At 60.8% G+C, this 22,042-nt stretch carries 21 protein-coding genes and 1 pseudogene; 6 read left to right on the top strand and 16 right to left on the bottom strand.

The genetic code is table 11. From position 1 onward, the window contains the following. Positions 1-6: 6 nt before the first annotated feature. Together ilvA and F1563_RS06850 are read left to right on the top strand one after the other, a co-directional pair. Positions 7-1,521: a threonine ammonia-lyase, biosynthetic gene (gene ilvA / locus F1563_RS13830; RefSeq protein ID WP_002528983.1), complete on the top strand. Its 1,515-nt coding sequence runs from the start codon at positions 7-9 to the stop codon at positions 1,519-1,521. Positions 1,522-1,544: 23 nt separating this feature from the next. Then, a complete protein-coding gene (locus F1563_RS06850) occupies positions 1,545-2,336 on the top strand; it encodes an SDR family NAD(P)-dependent oxidoreductase (RefSeq protein ID WP_002528984.1) in 792 nt (263 codons plus the stop codon). 10 nt (positions 2,337-2,346) lie between these two features. Here F1563_RS06850 and F1563_RS06845 read toward each other — a convergent pair whose 3' ends face one another. The 14 genes from F1563_RS06845 to F1563_RS06780 form a co-directional block, all read right to left on the bottom strand. Further along, positions 2,347-3,804: a GerMN domain-containing protein gene (locus F1563_RS06845; protein ID WP_002546642.1), complete on the bottom strand. Its 1,458-nt coding sequence runs from the start codon at positions 3,802-3,804 to the stop codon at positions 2,347-2,349. Continuing rightward, a complete protein-coding gene (ccsB, locus tag F1563_RS06840; protein WP_002528986.1) occupies positions 3,791-4,684 on the bottom strand; it encodes a c-type cytochrome biogenesis protein CcsB in 894 nt (297 codons plus the stop codon). Before ccsB ends, F1563_RS06845 begins: the two co-directional genes overlap by 14 nt. Then, on the bottom strand, positions 4,681-6,264 hold the full coding sequence (gene resB, locus F1563_RS06835; protein ID WP_002528987.1) for a cytochrome c biogenesis protein ResB: 1,584 nt from the start codon (positions 6,262-6,264) through the stop codon (positions 4,681-4,683). The genes ccsB and resB overlap by 4 nt, the downstream gene beginning before the upstream one ends. Next, positions 6,264-6,974, bottom strand: a complete 711-nt coding sequence (locus F1563_RS06830) for a cytochrome c biogenesis CcdA family protein (protein ID WP_002528988.1) — start codon at positions 6,972-6,974, stop codon at positions 6,264-6,266. Before F1563_RS06830 ends, resB begins: the two co-directional genes overlap by 1 nt. Positions 6,975-7,021: 47 nt before the next feature. Further along, complete coding sequence (locus tag F1563_RS06825) at positions 7,022-7,591, bottom strand: TlpA family protein disulfide reductase (RefSeq protein ID WP_002528989.1); 570 nt, start codon at positions 7,589-7,591, stop codon at positions 7,022-7,024. Continuing rightward, on the bottom strand, positions 7,588-8,304 hold the full coding sequence (locus F1563_RS06820; RefSeq protein ID WP_002528990.1) for a histidine phosphatase family protein: 717 nt from the start codon (positions 8,302-8,304) through the stop codon (positions 7,588-7,590). Before F1563_RS06820 ends, F1563_RS06825 begins: the two co-directional genes overlap by 4 nt. 22 nt (positions 8,305-8,326) lie before the next feature. Continuing rightward, a complete protein-coding gene (locus tag F1563_RS06815) occupies positions 8,327-10,042 on the bottom strand; it encodes a bifunctional uroporphyrinogen-III C-methyltransferase/uroporphyrinogen-III synthase (RefSeq protein WP_002546641.1) in 1,716 nt (571 codons plus the stop codon). 123 nt (positions 10,043-10,165) lie between these two features. Continuing rightward, positions 10,166-10,486: a glutaredoxin family protein gene (locus F1563_RS06810; protein ID WP_172623612.1), complete on the bottom strand. Its 321-nt coding sequence runs from the start codon at positions 10,484-10,486 to the stop codon at positions 10,166-10,168. 40 nt (positions 10,487-10,526) lie between these two features. Continuing rightward, a complete protein-coding gene (locus F1563_RS06805) occupies positions 10,527-10,628 on the bottom strand; it encodes a 30S ribosomal protein bS22 (protein ID WP_002550589.1) in 102 nt (33 codons plus the stop codon). 135 nt (positions 10,629-10,763) lie between these two features. After that, positions 10,764-11,555, bottom strand: a complete 792-nt coding sequence (proC, locus tag F1563_RS06800; RefSeq protein ID WP_002528994.1) for a pyrroline-5-carboxylate reductase — start codon at positions 11,553-11,555, stop codon at positions 10,764-10,766. Next, a complete protein-coding gene (locus tag F1563_RS06795; RefSeq protein ID WP_002528995.1) occupies positions 11,552-12,595 on the bottom strand; it encodes an aspartate-semialdehyde dehydrogenase in 1,044 nt (347 codons plus the stop codon). Before F1563_RS06795 ends, proC begins: the two co-directional genes overlap by 4 nt. 46 nt (positions 12,596-12,641) lie before the next feature. Further along, the gene (locus F1563_RS06790) at positions 12,642-13,421 is read right to left on the bottom strand and encodes a CPBP family intramembrane glutamic endopeptidase (protein ID WP_002528996.1); all 780 of its coding nucleotides are present in this window, start codon (positions 13,419-13,421) and stop codon (positions 12,642-12,644) included. Positions 13,422-13,423: 2 nt separating this feature from the next. Then, positions 13,424-14,320 (bottom strand): proline dehydrogenase family protein, encoded by an 897-nt coding sequence (locus F1563_RS06785; protein WP_002528997.1) that lies wholly within the window; start codon positions 14,318-14,320, stop codon positions 13,424-13,426. A 59-nt stretch (positions 14,321-14,379) separates the two neighbouring features. Further along, entirely contained in the window at positions 14,380-15,210 is an 831-nt protein-coding gene (locus F1563_RS06780; RefSeq protein WP_002528998.1) for a sugar phosphate isomerase/epimerase family protein, read from the bottom strand. A 210-nt stretch (positions 15,211-15,420) separates the two neighbouring features. Here F1563_RS06780 and F1563_RS06775 point away from each other — a divergent pair, with 210 nt between their 5' ends. The 4 genes and pseudogenes from F1563_RS06775 to disA all read left to right on the top strand — a co-directional run bounded on the left by F1563_RS06775 (position 15,421) and on the right by disA (position 19,283). After that, the gene (locus F1563_RS06775; RefSeq protein WP_036958501.1) at positions 15,421-16,059 is read left to right on the top strand and encodes a VOC family protein; all 639 of its coding nucleotides are present in this window, start codon (positions 15,421-15,423) and stop codon (positions 16,057-16,059) included. Between the two features lie 81 nt (positions 16,060-16,140). Then, positions 16,141-16,665 (top strand): annotated as a pseudogene (locus F1563_RS14180) (malic enzyme-like NAD(P)-binding protein). A gap of 65 nt (positions 16,666-16,730) precedes the next feature. Then, complete coding sequence (gene radA / locus F1563_RS06760; protein ID WP_002529002.1) at positions 16,731-18,170, top strand: DNA repair protein RadA; 1,440 nt, start codon at positions 16,731-16,733, stop codon at positions 18,168-18,170. A gap of 9 nt (positions 18,171-18,179) precedes the next feature. After that, positions 18,180-19,283 (top strand): DNA integrity scanning diadenylate cyclase DisA, encoded by a 1,104-nt coding sequence (gene disA, locus F1563_RS06755; RefSeq protein WP_002529003.1) that lies wholly within the window; start codon positions 18,180-18,182, stop codon positions 19,281-19,283. 35 nt (positions 19,284-19,318) lie between these two features. Here disA and F1563_RS06750 read toward each other — a convergent pair whose 3' ends face one another. Together F1563_RS06750 and hemQ are read right to left on the bottom strand one after the other, a co-directional pair. Beyond that, the gene (locus tag F1563_RS06750) at positions 19,319-19,699 is read right to left on the bottom strand and encodes a hypothetical protein (protein WP_172623642.1); all 381 of its coding nucleotides are present in this window, start codon (positions 19,697-19,699) and stop codon (positions 19,319-19,321) included. 317 nt (positions 19,700-20,016) lie between these two features. Next, on the bottom strand, positions 20,017-22,014 hold the full coding sequence (gene hemQ, locus F1563_RS06740) for a hydrogen peroxide-dependent heme synthase (protein ID WP_172623641.1): 1,998 nt from the start codon (positions 22,012-22,014) through the stop codon (positions 20,017-20,019). Positions 22,015-22,042 lie beyond the last annotated feature (28 nt).

Here is a 22,042-nt window from a genome sequence, read left to right as displayed (position 1 = left end):
CCGTCCATGAGTGACCAAGAGTATCTGCACGCCGTGCTGCGTGCCCCCGTATATGAGGTGGCAGAGAAGACCCCGCTGGAGCCCATGCCGAACGTGTCAAAGCGACTCGACAACACCGTGCTTGTCAAGAGGGAGGACCGTCAACCGGTTCATTCTTTCAAGATCCGCGGGGCATATAACCGGATGCGCAACCTCACCGAGCAGGAGCGTCGTGCCGGGGTGGTGACGGCCTCTGCCGGCAATCATGCCCAGGGAGTCGCCTTGTCGGGTTCCCGATTGGGCGTCAAAGCGCGGATTGTCATGCCGCGCCCCACCCCGTCAATTAAGGTCGACGCGGTGCGCCAGCTCGGCGGTGAGGTAGTGCTGGCCGGGGACTCCTTCGACGAGGCTAAGGCCCACGCCCTCGAACTAGCCGAACATGATGGACTGACCTATGTCGCCCCCTTCGACGATCCACTTGTTATCGCTGGCCAGGGAACGATCGGACTGGAACTCATCCAAGACGCCGCCGACATTAACCGGGTTTTCGTGCCGGTTGGCGGAGGAGGCTTGGCCGCCGGGATCGCCGTTCTCGTCAAGCAGCTCATGCCTCAGGTCAAGATCATCGGAGTCGAGCCAGTTGAGTCGGCATGTTTGGTGGCCGCTATAGCGGCCGGGAAGCCGGTCACCCTGGACCAGGTTTCACTGTTCGCGGAGGGTGTGGCCGTGGCTCGGATCGGTGCCGAGACCTTCCGGCTGCTCAAGGATCACCTCGACGACGTCGTCACCGTCGACTCTGACGAGATCAGCGCCGCCGTCAAGGATCTGTTTGACGACGTCCGTGCGGTCGCTGAGCCCGCCGGAGCTGTTGCACTGGCTGGGCTCAAAAAGTACGCCCGCGCTCATGACATCCACGGCGAGAAGCTCGCCACCGTGCTCAGCGGCGCCAATCTCAACTTCGGATCCCTGCGTCACATCGCAGAACGTGCCGAGATCGGTGGATGCCGCGAGGGGATGTTCGGGGTCATCATCGACGAACGCCCGGGGGCCTTCCTGGACTTCTGCCACCTGTTAGGTGGTCGCATGGTCACCGAGTTCAATTACCGGCTGGCTGATGACACCTCCGCCGCAATCTTCGTCGGTGTGCAGTTGGCGCACCGTGATGAACGCTCCGAAATCGTCGATATCCTGCGCAGAGCGGGTCTCCGGCTCGTCGACTTGTCAGACGACGAGGCCGCTAAAACCCATGTGCGCTATATGATTGGCGGACACCCGTCACGATCTGTCGGTGAGAAGGTTGTCTCTTTCGTCTTCCCCGAGTCACCGGGTGCCCTCACCCACTTCCTCACTACCTTGGGCGCGCGCTGGAACATCTCGTTGTTTCACTACCGCTCTTTCGCAATCGATACCGGTCGGGTACTCGCAGGGTTTGAAGGTGCAGCCGATGATCCCGACCTGCCTGCTCACCTCGATAACATCGGTTATCCGTGGTCTGACGTCTCTGACTCACCCGCATATCAGATGTTCCTGCGAGAGCGTTGAGAACCCTGTGGAACACTTGGGACATGAATAGTGATGCGACTCGCGACGAACGCCCGTGGGCACTGGTAAGCGGGGCCAGTGGTGGTCTAGGGCAGGCATTCAGCCGCTACCTGGCCAGCTGCGCAGTTAACCTCATTTTGACGGGACGACGGCATGACGTCCTCAACGACCTCACCGGCCGGCTCACCACCCGGTACGGAATCCAAACCATTGTCCATCCCTGTGACATCTCCTCAGCATCGCAGCGGCTAGCCCTTATCGACGACATCGCGGGGCGCGGGATCGTCATCGACACCCTCATCAACAATGCCGGGTTCGGTGCTGCTGGCCGGATTTCCGAGACCGACCCGGTGCGTCAGACATCCCAGGTGGAGGTCAACTGCGAAGCGGTCGTCCACCTATGCGGATTGCTGCTGCCTGGCATGATCGCAGCCAAGCAGGGATCAATTATCAATGTCGCCTCGACTGCGGCTTTCCAGCCCATTCCGCAATTCGCCACTTACGCGGCATCGAAGTCCTTTGTGCTGTCCTTCACCCGCGCCCTGTGGGCTGAGACCAACGGCACCGGGGTGCGCACCACCGCGATCTGCCCTGGCCCCACTGAGACCGGGTTTTTCGACGTCGCGGGAGTACCGCGTATGGGGGCGGGTACTCGACGCGACCCAGACGACGTCGTCCGTACCGCCTTCAATGCCCTGGCCCATCATCGCCCCTACGCCGTTGACGGGTTTGTCAACCGCACCGTCGCACGGCTGACGCCGCATCTACCGACGCGTCTGGTAATGGCCCAAGCCGAAAAGTATCTCCAGGTCTAAGAGCGCTGGTCTACTTGGCCGTAATGACCTTCTCCTCAGCGACGTGGGTTCCCTCCCGGATGACGAGGTCATACTCGCCCTTCGGAATGGTGAAGTTGGCGCGCCACGGCCTCCATTTGTCACCGTCGCTAGCTGACAGATTGATCTGCCCGCTCGTGATCATCCGGCTACCCTGGGGAGACTTTACTTCATAGGTCATAACAGATACCGTCGGCTGCGCGACACCGCTGATGGTGATTGTGCCAGCCGACACGTCGGCGCCGGCTTGAGGCGAGTCCACCCACACCCGGGCGCATCGAGCAAATCCTTCGTCGACGAAGTCCGCCGCGGGCTTGCCAATAATAGGCAAATTGGGAGAGCCGTCAACGAGGATGTGCACTGTTTTATCGCCGGTACGGTCTCCGACAGCAGCCGTAGCCGTGACGACGAGTTGCTGGATAGCGCGCTGTACCTGTTCGCCGTTCTTGAACTGGCTAAAGGCTGAAGCGGAGAGGTCGAGGGTGATCCGGTTGCCTTTCACCGAAGCCCGATTCACCTGACCAGCTGCCCAACCTGAGGTGTAATTCGGATCTAGGGGCGCGACATTAAGGACGGCACCGACAGCCGTTCCTAGCCGGTCGCCAGAGGTAGGAAGGTCACGCAACTCACGGTGAATGAGGCCGTCATCGCGGCCTAGGTAAAACACGTCGAGGTCAGTCTGTAGAGTCGACAGTGACTGGCTATTGGACTCTGGAGTTTGGGTAGACGGTGAAGTCTCCGGATCCCCTACCGTCGAACCATGCCCCGACCCTAGCAAGGGCAAAAATATGCCGACTAGGAAGGCTAGCCCACAGGCAAGCACCATCGCCCAGGTAGCAGGCCTGCCTCGATGAGGACGGCGTGCGATCTGGGACATGATCGCGTCATACCGCGATACCGGGTGGATCGACTCTGCGAGGGTCTCTAACGCAGAACGCACGACCGCTTCGACTCTGGGATCAGCCTGGCCCGGATTCGTGTGCGATCCTGGACGCAGGCTCTCACCAATGGCAACAAGGCCCTTAGTTTCGTTGTTGCGCACTGCGTTAACGCTCATGCCGAGGGTCTCAGCGATGTCGTCGTCAGAGAGATCCGGCGTAGCCAACTTAAGAACGAGCACCTCGCGTTGACGAGCTGGCAAAACCCTTAGGCACCAGTAGGCCAGGTCTTCAGGAGCTTCGGGTGGAGTGGCATCCCTCTCAACCGGCTGACGTCCCCTCACCTTGTTGACGACAGCAGTACGCAGATACGACACGGCATGCTCATAGGAATGCAACTTTGGGTTCCGCAAGTAACTCGTGGCGAAAGCTGCAATCACCGCGTCCTCAGCCGCGTGCTGGTCTGCCAGTAGCAAGAATGCCAACCGCACGAAAGCGTCCCACCGCTCTTGGTAGAGCTGTGGAAGCCACTCGTCGCGGGAGTCGGAAAAGGTCATGTCAGATGCCGGCATACGAGTGCAGACCATTGAAGATCAGGTTGACGCCGACGAAATTGAACCAGAAACATGCCACACCGGTGATCGCGATCATGGCGGCCGGGCGACCGCGCCATCCGGCGGTAGACCGAGCGTGGAGGTAAGCCGCGTAAACGACCCAGGTCACCAAAGACCAAGTCTCTTTGGGATCCCATCCCCAGAAGCGTCCCCAAGCGTAGTCAGCCCACACAGAGCCGGCAGCGATCGTGAATGTCCAGATCGGGAAACCGATGGCGTGAGCGCGGTATGCCAGAATGTCCATGGACTCCAGCGAAGGCAGTTTTGCCAGCAATCCCTTGACGGGGATTCCGGTCCGTTGGGCCTTCGCCTGCGCATTCATGGCGATGAGGTACATGATTGAGGCGATAGCCCCAACATTAAGAGCAGCTGCAGCGATACAAGCGGCGATGATGTGAATAACGAACCACACCGAGTGCAGAGCCGGCACGAGCGGCGCCACGGCCACGTAGAAGACCGTAGCTGCCAGCCCGTTTCCAACTGCCAACAGCAGCGTGACGGCGATACCCATCCATCTAACGTGGTGGACGGCGACGAGCACAAAATAGGCGATGACGACGAAGAGCAGCGCAGAAGTGACGAACTCGTACATGTTGCCCCAGGGCAACCGGTGGGCAGCAATGCCGCGGCAGACGACACCGATGGCCGCGCAAACAGCGCCCAGCACGGTGAGGTTAAGCCCCATGCGGCCCCAGGTTTCTGAGCGCAGACGAGCCTCGTGACTGGGGGTCCCGGCCCCCCGCACACTAGCCCATTCCACGACATGAACGAGGAAAGCAAGCATATATAGCACCGCCGCGGTCACGATACCAACGGCAGACAGATTCTCCACGCTCACGACTGGTCCTCCTCGATATTGCCAGACATGCTATCCCCGCATACCGCAGCCAGCAGAGAGTTTACGTCGTCCACTGCCCCGGATCGGGAATCACTGCGGTCCAAGCCACCAATCTCTACCCTCAGGCCATCGTCCCCATGGATAGTCCTCACCCACACCCTCCGGGACCGTGAAAACAAGCTCATACACAGCCCAACCACGGACAGCAGCACCGACAGGAAAGTTAACGGGAGCCCGGGGGTCTGAGACACCTGGATCTTGATCCACCTCTGCCAGCCATTGAACTGGATCGATCCCTTGCCGTCGGGCAGCTTGTAGCCCTGGCCTGGAGATAGCACGAAACGGGCCTTCTCCTTACCGTTCGTCGCCTGGGTCATTTCGGTGGTGTCGAGGGTGTAAATGTTTGACGGTACCCCCGTCTCCAAGGCCGGTTTGCCATACCAGGCGGTCAAATACAGCTGCGGGTTGAGGGTGTCTGGAAAGAGGGACGTTGGACCATCGGCCGTGATCGCGCCGGTCGGCAAAAAGAATCCCTGAAAGGCCAGACGATCCGGACGAGCGTCGGGAGCCTTGATGACACCGACGGATTTGAAGTTGCCGTCCTGCGGTAGGAAGACAACCGGTCCGGAATAGGCCACCTTGCCCTCGCCGTCGCGGACAATGACATCTGCGGCGTAGCCGTGACCAAGCAGGTGTACCTTTGTCGATCCGATCCGCAGTGGGTGGTTGACCTGCAAATCTCGGGTTTGCGTCTTGCCATCAACGGTGAGGTCGACGGTGGCGTCAAAGGTGCGGGCAGCGCCGCGTTGCACTTTGCCAGTTTCGAAAGAGGCCACGAACTTGCGCAGCTTCACGGAGAATGGGGTGAGGTTATCGGTATCGACCATCGCCCCAGCCTTAAATTCGTCGTACTGGGTGACATTGTTGGAAAAACCCTGCCCCTCCACAACGACGGAAGTTCCCTTAAACCCCCACAAGGTGTTCCAACCGACGCCGACCAGCAAGAAGACCAGGAAGACATGGAATACCAGGTTGCCCGTCTCACGATGGCGTCCGGCCTCGGCGCGAACGGAACCAACGTCGTCAACAACGAATCGATACCGGTGGGATCTCAGCCACTGCTGAGCACGCCTACTGACCTCCGCCGCGGAAACGGAGGTGGTCGTCGAGGCGTAGGCTGCCAGCCGGTCCAACCTGGCCGGGACACGGGGAGGTTGACGACGCAGGACCTTCGCGTGGCTGATAATGCGCGGGATAATGCAGCCAATAAGGCTAATGAACAACAGCAAGTAGATCGCCGAAAACCACACCGAGGTGTAGACGTGGTACATCCCCAGCAACCGACAAATGCGATCCAGAGTCGGATGGTTGGCGGCAAAGTCAGAAACCTTGATCGCACTATTAGCACTCTGCGGCACGACCGAGCCCGGGATGGCCGCCAGTGCGAGCAGGAAGAGCAGAACGAGGGCTGTCCTCATGCTCGTCAACTGGCCCCACAACCAACGCATGAACGGACGGAAGCCCAGCCCGTTGCCTCTGCCAGCTTTCATCACTGTCGGATCTGTCACGGAATCACCCATCAGATCACCGCCCCGAACTTAGCTGCCCAGGTCCGCAGCATCGTCATAATCGACTCCCACCACCCGGTGACCAGCAGCACGCCGATTGCCATTAAGAGAATCCCTCCGAAGCGCTGCACACCATGTTGATAGGTCCGTACCGCGTCAATTGTGCGAGCCATCCACGTCAAAGCGGCAGCCACCGCAATAAAAGGAATCCCCAAACCCAACGAATAGCAGGTAGCCAGCACTGCGCCTCGGGGCGCTGATCCTTGGGTCAAGGACAGCCCATAGACCACCGACAGGGCCGGTCCGATGCACGGAGTCCAGCCCAAGCCAAAGGCAACTCCCAGAATCGGTGCGGCAGCCAACCCTGCCCGGGGCAGACGATGAATCCGCAGTTCACGTCGGCCCAGCGGAACAAGCCCAGCAAACATCGCCCCGAGTACGACTGTCAGGGCTCCAACAACGGACTCAATGGCGCGACGGTGACCCATGAGTACCTCGCCGAGGGTGCCAATAATCGTCCCGGTAGCGACGAAGACGACGGTAAAACCCACTACGAAAAGAACTGTGCCCACCACAGTGCGTGCCCGACGACGTCCCTCAATGACGTCCGCGGCTCCCAGACCCGTCACATAGCTGAGATAGCCGGGAATGAGAGGCAAGACACATGGGGAAAAGAAGGACAGCAGACCGGCAAATACTGCCACCGGGATCGCCCCGGCCATCGATCCAGTTAGCGCCTCAGCTGCCCAGGATCCCAGGTCGAGCGGCGTCACTGACTCTCCTTGGCAACATCATTAATCGCCTGGACGAGGGTGGCGGTGCTCACCTCTCCCACAAATCGGGCGGCCGAGCGGCCCTTGCGATCGATGACGAGGGTGGACGGAATCGCTTGGGGAGGCAACTCGGTGAACTTGAGCAGCATTGCCCCATCGGGGTCGTAAAAGCTCGGATAGGAGATGTGGAAAGCTCGAGAGAAAGCCTGGGGCGGTCCGGGGTCAAGATCGCGCGTGTTAATCCCGTAAAAGGCTGCAACGTTCTTGGTGTGATCAGCCGCTTTCATCAAGGCAGGAGCTTCATGACGGCATGGCGCACACCAGGACCCCCACACATTGAGGACGATGACCTTACCCTTGGCGTCAGCAGTGCTGATCTTCGTACCGTTCAGATCGGCCCCGGTGAGAACTGCGGCAGGCTCCCGCTTATCGGCTGGAAGTTTCGACCAGGATCCATCTCCTACCGTGAATCCCTTGTCGTCACTGGTCGAGGTTGACGAGCATGCCGAAACACCCGTCGCCATGAGGGTCGCCGCAGCAAGAATGGCGATAAGCCGAGTCGTCACTCCGGTGCACCACCTGCAGAGATATTGGCCCTGCGGTCCTTCGCCGGGATAAGATCATGTGCCGGTTCGCAATAGTCGACACGGACGATACGACCGTCTAGCACCCCAAAACTCGTGACCGAAGCCAAGGTGCACTTGCGGGAACGCGGATCGTGGGGAAGGCGTCGTCCTTCGGCTGCGCAGCGCGCAATCCAAATCGGCAGCTGGTGGGAAACGATGAGAGCCTGACCTCCCGCGGGAACCCCTTCTGCTGCCCGCATGATAGCCCGGGTCATCCGCTCAGCGATCTCGACGTAAGGCTCCCCCCAGCTGGGAGTAAAGGGATCCGATAAATAGCGCCAGTTACGAGGGTTACGCAAGGCCTTGTTGCCCTTGCCAAAAACCTGGCCCTCGAAGACATTAGCCGCTTCGACGACGTCAGAATCAATGCGGACTTCAAGTTCAGGATGCAGCGCGGCAATCGGGGCGATCGTCTCCTTAGCGCGCTCCAATGGGGAACTCACCAGGGCCGACAGCTCGACATCGGCGAAGTGCTCAGCAGCGCGGGCAGCCATGCGCCGCCCCAGCGCAGATAGGTGGTACCCGGGCATACAGCCGTACAGAACCCCGGTCGGGTTATCGACTTCACCGTGGCGCAGCAGGTGGACAGTCGTCGTGGCGCCCATCGTCTCCCCTTCCGATACCTCACGGACGGCAAACCCCGCCCTGTCCATGACCCTACGTCATGGGTCTGTGTTAGCGTGACGGATGACGGCCTCGACGCTTGCGCTGGGAAGGCCGAACCACCGACAGTCCCTTGGCGACCATCTCGTCACGACGCTTCGCAGCGAAATCTGCCAGGGCATCAGCCAAGCCCAAAGCGGTCGGCTCGGGGGCGATGACGTCAACGGTCAAGCCATGTTCACGACAGGTTTCGGCAGTGCGCATGCCAATGGCGGCGACCACGGTGTGCTTGTGTGGCTTTCCAGCAATACCGACAAGGTTGCGCACAGTCGTCGATGAGGTAAACACGACAGCATCGAATTTGCCGGTCTTAATGGCTTCACGGGTTTCAGCTGGTGGCGGGGCGGCACGCACGGTGCGATACCCGACAACATCTTCGACCTCCCAGCCCAACTCAGATAGGTCGGCTGACAGGGACTCAGTGGCAATATCGGCACGCGGCACAAAAACCCGGTTAATGGGGTCGAGAGCCTCGTCGAAGGCTGGGAATACCGCAGCCAGTGCCCGGGTGGACTGCTCCCCCGCTGGCACGAGATCGGGCCGAACACCCCACTCAGCCAAAGCGTTGATAGTCGAGTCGAAGATCGCGGCGATCCGCAAGCCTGAGTATGCGCGAGCGTCCAGACCGATCTGCTCGAGCTTCTCCGACACGGCGTGTACGGCGTTGGCAGAGGTAAAGACGACCCACTCGTAGCGTCCCTCAACAAGACCGCGAATCGCCTTATCCATCTGCTGCGGCGTACGCGGAGGCTCCATCGAAATCGTCGGAACATCGAGGGAGTGGGCACCGTAACTCTGTAGCCGCGAGGGCAGGGTTGCGGAATGGTCACGGGTGCGCGGGATGAGGATATTCCAGCCAAATAACGGCTTGGATTCGTACCAATCGAGTTGCTCACGTTCGGGGGCTTCGACCACCTTGCCGATGGCAATGTGAACCGGCTCAGCATTGTCCAGCCGCGCTGTCTTGGCGGTCTGCGGCAACTCGCCGAGGGTGACAGTATGGGTGGTCTGCTGGGTCGTCGCGCCATGGCAGATGAGGGCTGCCGGCTCATCCTTACTGCGTCCAGATTCAACCGCGTGCTTGACGACGTCTTTAAGCTTGCCCACCGCGGTATTGACGACGATGAGCCCCTGATCTGACCAGTCCGAACCGTGCCCATCAACATCGCGCTGACATGCCGCGTCCCCAATGAGCTGGACGTCATGGCCATGTAAGGCCAACCCAGCGTATTCCGGAACGGCTGTCATACCAGTGACGCCAGGAACAACGTCGACGTCGTGATCAGCGCGAGCCACAGCGGCAGCCTCCGCACCAATATCGCCGTCAAGGAAAGGATCCCCAGAAACGAGACGAACGACCTCAAGGCCTTGGGAGGCCGCATCAATAACGGTGGCCGTGACGTCAACACAGTGCTCGTCTACGTCGACGGGAGTCGGAGTGCCAGTCCCCGGCTGGCTAGGCAGGTCGGTGGCTTCTTCATCAGCACCGTCAGCCGACACGATTCTGACGTCAGGGCGAAGCTCTAGGAAATCACTACCAAGCAGCAAGCGGTGCTGCGCGCACGAAATGACGATGACCTGGGCGCGATTGATGGCATCGACAGCCCCGAGGGTTAACAGATTCGGATCTCCTGGACCGGTACCCACAAACTGCACCCTGGCCTGAGCCGATGCAGTGCCCAGATCACCGGCCGGCTGCATCGTCGACTGGTGAGCCTCGTCAGTCATCTGGAGTCCTTCCGGTGTCTGCCGTCGTGCCAGACGGTGTGCTCCGGCATTGGGCATCGAGGTCAATAGTGCTGGTCCGTGGGCAAAGGTGCAAGCCTGCCCGTCCACTGAACGTCCTGGTTATCAGGGCAGCACCATCGGGGGCGAGGGGCCATCATTCAAAGCTGACAGGAAGGTGTCAGCGTCAAGGGTCCAATAGGCAATAAGGGTGCCGTCAACGAACGTGACCGGGACATGGTCGCCCCAGCGGGAGCGAAGATCCTCATTGGTATCGACGTCAACGATCGTCGGTTCGGGCACGAGGTTGCGGTGATCCTGTCTCATATGTGCAACAAGGCTGATGGCCTCATCGCACAAATGACAGCCTTGGCGGGTGACAATAACGACGCGCCCCTCGACCGGCGGGTCGAGGGGCCGTGATTCACCGCTGCGGGCGGCAGCCATGCCATGTCGATGCCGCCACATGCCACAACCGCCCGAAGCGTCACTTGCCGGCGCGACGACGCTGGATGCGCGTCTTCTTGAGTAGCTTGCGGTGCTTCTTCTTCGCCATGCGCTTGCGACGCTTTTTGATCACGGATCCCACGGTCAACCTCTTTCGTTGGAACTGGACGCTTGATACACCCGGGCAGGTGTGAAGTTCTTGGCCCACCGACAAGGCGGACAAAGGGGTACTTTACGCTGTATCAGCCACTGGAGCCAAAATGACCGCGCCGACGCGTCAAGACAGGTCAGCTGCGCGGTCTCGGCATGCCGTCATCGCAGTGGCGAAAGTGGAGCGCAGACCTCCAGCCTCCAATGCGGCCAGGGCAGCCGCCGTGGTGCCACCCGGGCTCGTCACCGTGGATCGCAGGACTGCGGGGTGCTCGCCTTTTGTCAACAGTTCAGCTGAACCGGCCAAGGTCGCCACGGTGAGTTGGCTGGCTTGGTTACGCGGCAAACCCATCGCAACGGCGGCGTCAATCATGGCCTCGGCCACTAGGAAGACGTACGCCGGCCCAGATCCCGAGACGGCTGTGGCGGCGTCATGCAGTTTCTCGGGCACGGTGACGACGACTCCCACGGATTCGAGCAGGTCACCCACCTTCGTGGCTGCTTTTTCGGCGCCGGGGGCAGGGCTCACGATGAACGCCCCTTTGCCCACCTGAACTGGGGTGTTTGGCATGACACGGACGACCTCTCCCTGCCATGCCCTGAGCAACTTCTCAGTCGTGACGCCGGCAGCGATGGAAACAACGGTCGCATCGGCTTTCAGAACACCCGAGACCTTTCCGAGTACTTCAACGGCCGCATAAGGCTTGACGCCGAGGATGACGAGGTCGGCGTCACGCGCAGCCGCCGTGTTGTCACCACTCGTAGTCACACCCAAAGTCTTGGTGATCTCATCACGATGGGACGCTGATCGCGCTGTTGCCACGACGTCCTCGGCCTTCACCGTTCCAGCGTCGATGAGCCCCCCAACGAGCGCCCCAGCCATCGTTCCGCAGCCCAGGACGGCGATCTTCCCACTCACTCGGCAGCCACCAGCTCAGCGAGTTGCACCGCATTGAGGGCTGCACCCTTGCGCAAGTTGTCCGCAGCGCAGAAGAAGACCAGACCTTTGCCAACCGGTGCGGACTGGTCCGCACGGATACGCCCAACCAAGGATGGATCAATTCCGGCTGCCGACCGGGGGTCAGGGACGTCGACGACCTCGACTCCAGGTGCCTGTCTCAAGAGCTCAGTGGCCTTCTCCGGGCTGAGGTCCTCCCGGAACTCAGCGTGGACGGCAAGCCCATGACCGCTATACACCGGCACCCGCACGCAGGTCCCCGCAACCAGCAGATCCGGAATGTGAAGGATCTTGCGAGACTCGTTGCGAAGTTTCTGTTCTTCGTCAGTCTCGCCACTGCCATCGTCAACGAAGTTACCCGCCACCGGAAGAGCGTTGAATGCAATCGGCGCGACGTAAGGGCCACAGTCCGTCACCGGCACACCACGACCGTTCAGCGCAAGGCCTGCGGGATCGTTAATGGCAGTGGTTTGGTCGGTAAGAGCTCGCACCCCGGCCACCCCCGACCCCGAAACGGCCTGGTAGGTAGCGACGACAAGGCGGGTCAAACCAGCAGCGTTATGCAGTGGCTTAAGTACCGGCATCGCGGCCATCGTCGTGCAGTTGGGGTTAGCGATGATCCCCTTGGGGCGCTTAGCGACGTCTTCGGGATTGACTTCGCTGACAACCAACGGAACGTCAGGATCGCGTCGCCAAGCCGAGGAGTTATCAATGACGACAGCCCCGGCAGCGGCGACTTGGGGGGCAAACTCGCGGGAGGTGCCGCCACCGGCAGAAAAGATCGCAATATCGAGCCCAGCGAAGTCAGCCGTCGCGGTGTCTTCAACGACGACTTCGCTGTCACCCGCGCCGCCATTCCAGGACAATTTCTGGCCCGCCGAACGGGCAGAGGCGAAGAACCTCACCTCGTCGGCGGGAAAATGACGCTCTGCCAGTAGGGTGCGCATCACCCGACCGACCTGGCCAGTGGCTCCGAAGACTCCAAGCTTCATGATACCCATGATAGGGGGCAGAGTCCGACAGGTTTTGGTGAGCGTCCGAATCGTTTTATAACCAGCTCACACGGCCAGCCAGGTAAGAGTATCCCAGGAAGGAAACGATGTCGAGGAAAGCGTGCGCCACGATGAGGGGTAAAAGTCGACGCCGACGAGAGAAAACCCAGCCCAGGAACAGGCCCATGACGATGTTGCCGATGAAACCGCCCCAGCCTTGGTAAAGGTGATAGGTGCCGCGAATGATGGCCGAGGCAACGATAACCGTCGTCATCGACCATCCGATCTGACGCCATCTCGCGAAGAGGTAACCGACCATGACGGTTTCCTCGAGGACTGCATTCATACCAGCCAGCCCAATAAGAACCGGGGCGGTCCACCAGACATGCTGCAACCCAGCGGCCTGAACAGTGGTGTTAAAGCCAAGAGCACGAGCCGTCCAGTAGAAACCAAGCCCGGGTATACCGATAACGGCGGCCAGCACCGCCCCAGCTCCGACGTCACGTCCCCACCCCGGCGCCTCCAGCCCTAGAGCGCGACGGACGCCCTGTTGTGGTGGCTTGACCTGAGCTAGCAGGAGGACCGCGAGCAGCGCTGGCGCGACCCCAAAAATGATGTCAGACAGTTGGTACACCAAATCGAGCCACGGTCGCCCTGGAGTCACCGTGGAGTTGAGTGTGGAGGTTTGCTGATTCATCGGCACACCCCGAGTGAGGCGCTCGATCATCCGCAGAATTGAGTACCACGCTGATTGCCCCAGACTGACGGCCAACAGGGCTATCGTCTCCCAGAGCAGGCGCGGGCGAGGATCGATGGTGCTCGTGCTATTCCACATCGTCAACGCCTCTCCACCAGCGATCGCCCAAACAGCCAAATATTGCCCGGCCTTTCGACGATTCGTCGAGTGCAGTACCGATACCAGTCGTGGCCATAGGGCAGATACACCCTCACTCGATGGCCGATGTCCACCAGTCTCCGCTGCTCTAGGGGGCGAATCCCTTGCAGCATCTGGAACTCTAGTTGACGGCCCAAACTCGCCATGAGTTGCTCACCGAGCGCCACAAAGACGGGATCATGGCTGGCTAACATCACCGTCGAAGGACCAGTCATGAGGGCGCGCAGACAGGCCGCCATCCTCAAGTCGACGTCGTGCGGACGGATTAACGTGACCGAGCGAGGGCCGGTATACGAGCCTTTGCATAGCCTGATGCGGCGTCCTGGGGCAGCTAGTTCTCGAACCTGCATGAGGGAATCGTGACGTGCAGCCTGGATGACGATGCCGGTGTCTTCGTATTCGTCAAGCAGGCCCATCACAATGCGATGCGAGCGATCGTGGATGTCGGGACCTTCGTCGTCAACAGTCACAGCAACGTGGTTGTCGCGGGCAACCTGGCAAACTTGTCGGGCGTGGTCCCGAGCCAGATCGTCATTGACCCTCAGCCCCAGAGCCGCCAAGCTGATCGACACCTCGGCGTGGCCATCAAAGGCTGGGTTAGCGCCGAGTCTCTCAATAACCCCGCACAGCCTGACCATCGCTCGCCGGGCCTGGGCAAGGTCCACCGGGTCGGGGCCAAGGGGGTGCAGGCTGACGTCTAGGCCTTTAAGTACCTGATCAGCAGCGTTATCGATCGCCGGTCCGACGTCCTCTCCCGCCACGTACGTCGCGGCAATCTCGCGAGCGAGCCGAGACTGAGACACTTTGTGAGCGATCGTGGGGTCCATCGCCAATTGCATCGCAAGACGTCGGCCCCATGCCAGCAGAGCTCCACCACGGAAATCATGACGACTCTCGGTCACTGCCGAGCCCCTTCCCGCACCTGGCCAGAGCGGCGAGCAAAGATGCCACGATCAACCGCCATCCTGGTCTGCATCAGAGCTTCAGACAATGCTTCGAAACGAGCGTCTTGTCCTACACCCTCACCAGAGAGCTTACGGGTGTTGACCTCCAGCACAATGTCCCCGTTAAATCCACCCGCCACTGCGCGCTCGGCAACCTCCCAGGCATGCTGGTTTCCCTGCCCGGGCAGAAGATGCTCGTCTTTAAAGGTGCCGGAGCCGTCCGTCAGGTGGATGTGACGCAATCGCGAACCCCACCGGGCAACCAGGGTGCGGGAATCCATCTGAGCGGTTGCAGCGTGAGAGAGATCCAAGACCAGATGGTCGTAATTGAGGTTAGTGGGATCGAACCCCGGCGAATAGGCAGCAAAGCGACCAGCTGGAGTGCGCCACGGATACATGTTTTCCACGGCAAAGACGAGCGGGGCGTGCTTCTCGTTGAGCTCGGCAATACCTTCCTCGAATCTACCGGCATAATCGCGCTGCCAGCGGAAGGGAGGGTGGACGACAATGAGCTTGGAGCCGAGCCGTCCGGCAGCTTCGGCGGCTTTATCCAATTTGCCCCACGGGTCGCTTCCCCACACATTCGGCGTGACGAGCAGACATGGAGCATGAATCGACCACACTTTGACGCCATATTCGGCCGAGAGATCGACGATCCGGTCAACGTCTGCGGCGATTGGATCAATACCGACCATTAACTCGACCCCGTCATAACCGATGGCCCTAGCGCGGGCGAAGGCGTCGGCGGTCGACTCGGGATAGACCGAGGTCGTCGACAACGTCACACGGGGAGCGACTGAAGCAGACGTGGTCGTGGTTTCAGAAAGTCCGAAACAGTCAGGCACATGCTCAACCTACCGTGCCTACGCCAACGCCGTAACCGGGGCGCCGGATACGCCGCCGCCGTGTCACGAAGAACCATGGTTATCCCGCATTATGACGGCCAACTGGGGGGCCGATTTCATCGTGGGAAACATAAAGGGGACAATATTGTCATGCACGTCGACCATCTCATGTTCGCCGCTGGCCCCGCAGGTCTCGATGAGGACGCCGCCCGCCTCGGCGAGGTCTTGGGGACCTCCTTTATCAACGGCGGAGTCCATCCCAGCTTTGGTACCCGCAATCGCATCCTGCCACTGGCTGGTCCGCGTTACATCGAGATTGTGGAGGTCCTTGACCACCCGGCCGCAGAGAAAGCTGTCTTCGGGCAGGCAGTGCGTGCACGCCAAGAGCAAGGCGGCGGATGGATGGGGTGGGCCGTCTCCGTCGATGACCTCGCCCCTTACGAAAAGCGCCTAGAGCGCCAGTCGGTCCCGGGCAAGCGCACCTTCCCCGACGGTCGCCACCTCGAGTGGCGTCAAATCGGGATTAAGGGCCTGATGGCAGATCCGCAGTTGCCTTTTTTCATCAAGTGGACTTCCCCGGCCGAATTGTTGCCTTCCAGCCTGAGCGGTAACGTCACCTTGGCTTCGGTCGAGATATCCGGATCGCGTCAGCGCGTAGAGGATTGGCTAGGAGAGACGATCCCTGACGAGGTTGAGGGAATCACCTTTGATTTCACCAGCCCGAACGGTCATCCCGGAATCGATGCTGTGACCTTCGACACCCCCTCGCGCGGGCGAGTTCGCGTCTGACGTCACAGCACTGGCAGGTCCCGGTGGTGTAAGAAAAGAAGTCACCACCGGGAGGTAGTCGTGGCACGGATACCTGAGCCCATGGTCAACCTGATCAGGAATCGGGAGACAGCATTTACCCAGCAGGTCGTCGAGGAGATGTGTCGGGAAGTCGGGCGCCCCATCATCCTGCCGTTATCGGATCCGACCGAGGAGATCGAGGCGATGCCTGCCGACGTCATCGCGCAGTAGTGGGGAAAATCTAGTTTTCGTCGGAATTCCGGTCAAGCCTTTCGGCTATGACGGCATCTGTTACAAGTAATGGGCAGGGCAATAATGGCCTCCTCTACCCGGGCCTGGGGTCTGGGGTATCGTCTCAGGGGCTCACAACGTGTGAGCGCCCACATGCTCTGCGCCGCCGATGCTGTGGCCTTTAAGGTCGACCCGCGTCCGGTTGAGTCATCCCTGCTACCGACGGTAGAAAACCTACGTGCTTCCTCGGCAGGCGTCGCAGTGGCAGTCGTGGAGGCTGCCCTCGAGGAGGGGACCGTTACCAGAAGAGCAGCCAACGTCGTCCAGGCAGCACAAAACGCCATGTGGTATCCGCATAACCCATCGGTGAGCTGACCGAAGCAGAACGCGGAACACCGTCATCGCCGAACCTGTCGGCTCTTGCTGGCATGGTATGAGTCATGGCGAGGAAGACGCAGGCTCCGACGTGGGTGTGCACCGAGTGCGGCTGGGCGACGACCAAATGGGTTGGCCGATGTGGCGGGTGTCAGACCTGGGGTTCGGTAGTTGAGAAGGGGGCACCGAAACTCGCTGAGGTCACCTCATCGACGCCCACCTCAAAGGCTGTGCCCATCGGTGAAGTCAGCGAGCAAGCCGCTAATCGTCATCTCACCGGGATCAGTGAACTCGACCGAGTACTGGGCGGTGGGCTCGTACCTGGGGCCGTGGCCCTGCTCGCCGGAGAGCCAGGAGTCGGAAAGTCGACCCTGTTGCTAAACGTCGCAGCTAAGTGGGCTAAAGCGGGCAGGCGCACCCTTTACGTCACCGGGGAGGAGTCGACCGCCCAGGTGAGGCTGCGGGCTGGTCGCACGAAGGCGCTGGCTGATGAGCTCTACCTAGCTTCCGAGACGGATTTAGGCACAGTGCTCGGACATATTGAGCAAACCGAGCCCTCCCTCATGGTGCTGGACTCGGTGCAAACGGTTGGCACCAGCCAGGCTGACGGTTCCCCCGGCGGCGTCTCCCAAGTGAGGGAGGTCACCGGGGCCCTGGTGCGAGTAGCAAAGAGACGTGGGATGGCGGTCATCATCGTCGGCCATGTCACTAAAGAGGGTTCGATCGCTGGCCCGCGCACCATGGAGCACCTCGTCGACGTCGTCCTCAATTTCGAAGGTGATCGCCATTCTGGATTTCGTATGGTCCGTGCCACGAAGAACCGCTATGGCCCGGCCGACGAGGTGGGCTGCTTCGAGATGACCGACGCCGGGATTATGGAGGTCCCTGACCCGTCGGGTCTGTTCACGTCAGACAACGCCGATCCCCAGCCAGGTACCTGCGTGACGGTAACGATGGAGGGCCGCCGTCCCCTACTCTCGGAAGTGCAGGCTCTAGTAGCTCCGTCAGCTTCCGAAAAGTACCCGCGCCGCACCACCCATGGTGTCGAGGGTGGCCGTGTGGCCATGATTCTGGCCGTGCTGGAGCGTAAGACGGGTCTGCCGTTGAGCAATCGAGACGTCTACGTCTCGACAGTGGGTGGCGCCCGAGTCTCCGACCCGTCGGCTGACTTAGCGATCGCGGTCGCGGTAGCCTCCGCAGTCCTTGATACCAATTTCCCGACCCGAGTCGTTGCTCTCGGAGAAGTCGGTCTAGCTGGGGATTTGCGCCGTGTTCCGGGATTGGAACGACGCGTGGGCGAGGCGGCACGGTTAGGGCTCGACCTGGCTGTGGTGCCACGTAACTCTCGGGAAGCACATACCAAGATCCCGATGATGCACGAGTTGCACGTCATTGAGGTCGGGAGTGTGGCCGAGGCTCTTTTAGTGCTCAATCTGCGCCGACAGCGGAAAACAGATCGGGATAGTAAGGACATCCGAAGTGAGAACCTCGGCGCAGCGAACTAGAGTCGACCTATGACCGACGCTCAGCCCGATCTCGAGACCTCCCGGGAGTTGCAGACGGATCGGGTACGCCATCTGATGGCCCTCTTGGCCCCTGGCACGCCCATCAGGGAAGGACTAGATCGCATCGTCAATGGAGGCACTGGCAGTCTCATCGTGCTCGGTGATGGGCCAGAGATCAATGAGGTTTGTTCTGGCGGATTCCCCCTCGACGTCCGGCTCACCCCGCAGGCCCTGCGCGAGCTGTCCAAGATGGACGGCGGGCTAGTTGTCTCGAGCGATCACGAGCGCATCAAGGCAGCTGCGGTCCATTTCGTTCCCGACGGTAGCCTGCCCACGATGGAGACAGGGACCCGTCACCGCACTGCAGATCGGCTCTCCCAGCAAACGGGTGCGCCAGTGGTGGTCGTGTCGGCGTCAATGTCGGTGATGTCGCTGTTCCTTAACGGTCGGCGGTATCTGATCGAGAGGCCTGAGCAGTTGCTCGCTCGGGCTAATCAGGCCCTCGACACCCTGGCAAGCTACCGCAGGCGTCTAGTCGAGGAGGCTGGGAACCTCACCACCCTGGAAATTCGCGACCAAGTCCAGGTGCGTGACGTCGCTGCTGTCGCTCAGCGGTTCGAAATGTGGCGTCGTATCGACGTTGAGGTTCGTGGATATGTCTCTGCTCTGGGGGTGGAGGGACGCCTCGTCCAGTTGCAGCGCAACGAACTGTCCCTAGGCGTGGAGGACCTTGGGCGGTTGCTCACCGAGGATTATCGTCCCGATTCCGTCGCTCCTGGCGAGTTTTCCCTGTCCGGGCTGCAGAAACTGTCCTGGGCGGATCTGCTTGACGTAACCAAGGTGGCCGATGCTATCCACCTCGGCCCGGCTGAGCACCCGCTGGACTCCCCTATCCGGGCACGCGGTCATCGACAGTTGGCATTGATGACGGATCTGTCGTCACGCACAATCCAGCGGGTCATCAACCACTTCAGCGACCTGCAAAGCCTGGTATCGGCATCCACCTCCGAGCTCGGCGATATTAAGGGGGTCGGCCTCAGACGAGCCCGTGAGATTCGTCAAGGGTTGGAATCCATTTTCGAGGGGGATCATCGCACCCATCACCTGCATTAGATCCGCACACGCATCGACATGTGTGTCGTCGGGGTTCAGGCGCCCATCTGCATAACGAAGCGATCGCTGGGGCCACCACCGAGATTGACAGTGGCGACATAATACCCCGCCCCCAGGGATTCCTTGGACAATTTGCACTTGCCCGTAGAACGCTTTGTCGGCCACGAAACCTCGTAGGTCCAAGGATTCTTAGGCTTGATCTCGTGCACCCCCTTGGGCCCCCAGGAACTGCAATCATCGGTCGACCAGATCCGATCTGAGCCAGACGTGACAGTGAGCGTCTGCTTCACCTTCTGGGTGTTCCAGCGGCAATCAGTCGAGCTACTGACCCGCACGGTTAACGTTTCAGTGCGGCCCACACTGGGCTTCTTGGTATCTCCGGTTACCTTCACCGATAGCTGTGAGCCTTCACACACCGCTGACGACGTTGACGGTGTCGAAGCCGATGGAGATGGGGATTCCGTCCGGCGCCCAGACCTACTTGGGCTTACTGCGGATGAACTTGCTGAGGGAGTCGCCGACCCCCACGCAGTGTCCGTCCACGACGGGTCCGGTGTGAACGACGAGGCCTCCGGAGCAGCCGCCTCTTTCGTCCCCCCTACCAGCTTGGCAATTCCGGCAATTACCAACGCCACGACGACGACCACAGCAACCAACAACACCAGTCGGCGCACCCAATATGTTTGCGGAGATTCTGGCCCCACCGGGTCAGTCAGGCCACGCAATGGCGTCATCAGGCTCTCATCTGGCGGTCGGCCCACGTCACCGGGGAGACGCGCTCGCCGGTGAAGAACGGGGTATCGACGTCGACGTGGCGACGAGCCTCAACATAACGGAGGTCCTTCATAACGTCGACAACACGGGCAAGGTCGTCACCTTCCAGGGTAAGAATCCACTCGTAGTCCCCGAGCGCGAATGCAGCCAACGTCGACGCCTTGACATCGGAGCTGGCGGCACCGACGATGCCGTGTTCGCGCAGCATGCGGGAACGATCAGCCGCCGGAAGGAGGTACCACTCCTTGGATCGAATGAAGGGGTAGAACGCGGCCCAACGCCTCGGGGCGATACCGGCGAAGCAGGAGGGCAGGTGAGACTTGTTGAACTCGGCAGGGCGATGAACTCCCACGTTGGACCACACCGGTTCCAGGTGGCGACCCAGTCCAGAAGCGCGGAAACGATGGTAAGCGTCCTGCAACACCGTCGGATCGTCGCTAACCCACCACACCAGCAGGTCGGCATCAGCGCGCAAGCCCGACAGGTCGTACCACCCGCGGGTGTCGACACCAGACTGTCCCACCCACTCGTCGGAGCCTTCAATGAGGTGGTGACGCTCGTCATCGTCAGCAGGAAGTGGGGTCGCGACGCGGAACACCGAGTACATCGCCCACTTGCTGGCGGCGTTGACCTCGTCGGGAATGACGGGGGTGTCGCGGGGATCGGTCGGCGCGGTGTAGGAGCCGGCGGGGACCTCGTCGTCGCGTGGTCCCTCAATTACCGAATCAGCACCGGAATAGTCAGACATGGGGGTCTCCTTAATCAACAGGTCGTAGGAGGAAAGAGCCACCGGTTCGACGGCCTCTGGCTCCGGGTGCGCGACTGCACTCTCTGAGCCGCTTGGCGCAAACCCCGCACCTACTGGCTCAGAAGCGGCTACCCCGGTTCTGGCAGCCGAAGACTCGACGACATCGTTACCGGAGACAGCTAGAATATCCTCAGCGCCCGGCCAGCGTCGACAGCAACCAGCGGCGCAGGGAGTCTGCCACGACGTCAGATTGCCACCCTCGCCTCGAGCCGCCGCGGCCTGGGACACGATGAGCCCGGCGATATCAGCGATAAAGGCCGGGTGGACGCCAGCAGTTGCCGCCCGCGCGAAAGCGAGCCCGGACTTGTTAGCCGCCTCGGCGGCCTCGTGATCGAGGTCGTTAGCGACCTCCATGTGGTCAGCAACGAAACCGATCGGGGCAACGACAACGGATTTCACGCCCTGCGCGGGAAGACCGCGTAGGTAGTCGTTAATGTCCGGTTCGAGCCACGGATCGGTGGGGCGTCCCGACCTCGAACAGTAAGCCAAATCCCACTGGGGCATATTTCCGAAGGCCTGGCGCACCTGTACGGCGACCCGCTCGCAAACCGTCTTATGCTGGGAGACGTAGTCGGTTTCCGGCTGACCGGTACCGGATGCGTCTTGCATGGAATCCGGGATCGAGTGAGCGACGAAAACGACGCGGGTGGCCTCGAGAGGAGTGGGCGGAATCCGCATAAACGCCTGCATCAGGGCATCCGCATTGGCGCGGATGAATCCGGGTGCTTCATTGAAGGGGGGTACCTTGTCGACCCACATGTCAGTGATACCGGCATGAGCCAGGGCAGACGCGATCTCCTCGCGGTACTGACGGCACCCGGAGTAGCTGGCATAGGCAGAGGTGACAACCGCCAACACCCGACGCACCCCGTGCGAGTGCATCTCAGGTAGCACGTCCTCGAGAAAGGGCGTGCCGTTGCGGTTTCCTAATACCACCGGAACTCGTACTCCGTGACGGCGCAGTTCATTCTCAAGTGCGTTAACGAAAGCATCTGTCGCATCATTGATCGGGCTGATTCCGCCGAAACGATCGTAGTGACGGGCAACGTCGGCCAAGCGCTCTTCAGGAATGCGACCGTTGGAGACCCTTCTCAGAAAAGGTACGACCTCTTCGGGGGAGCGTGGCCCACCAAACGAGGCGACGAGCACGGCATCATAAGGGGCCAATGGATCCGTG

Origin of the sequence: Cutibacterium modestum (assembly GCF_008326345.1) — a bacterium.
Taxonomy (GTDB): Bacteria; Actinomycetota; Actinomycetes; order Propionibacteriales; family Propionibacteriaceae; genus Cutibacterium; species Cutibacterium modestum.
This window is presented reverse-complemented; position numbering and strand designations above follow the sequence as displayed.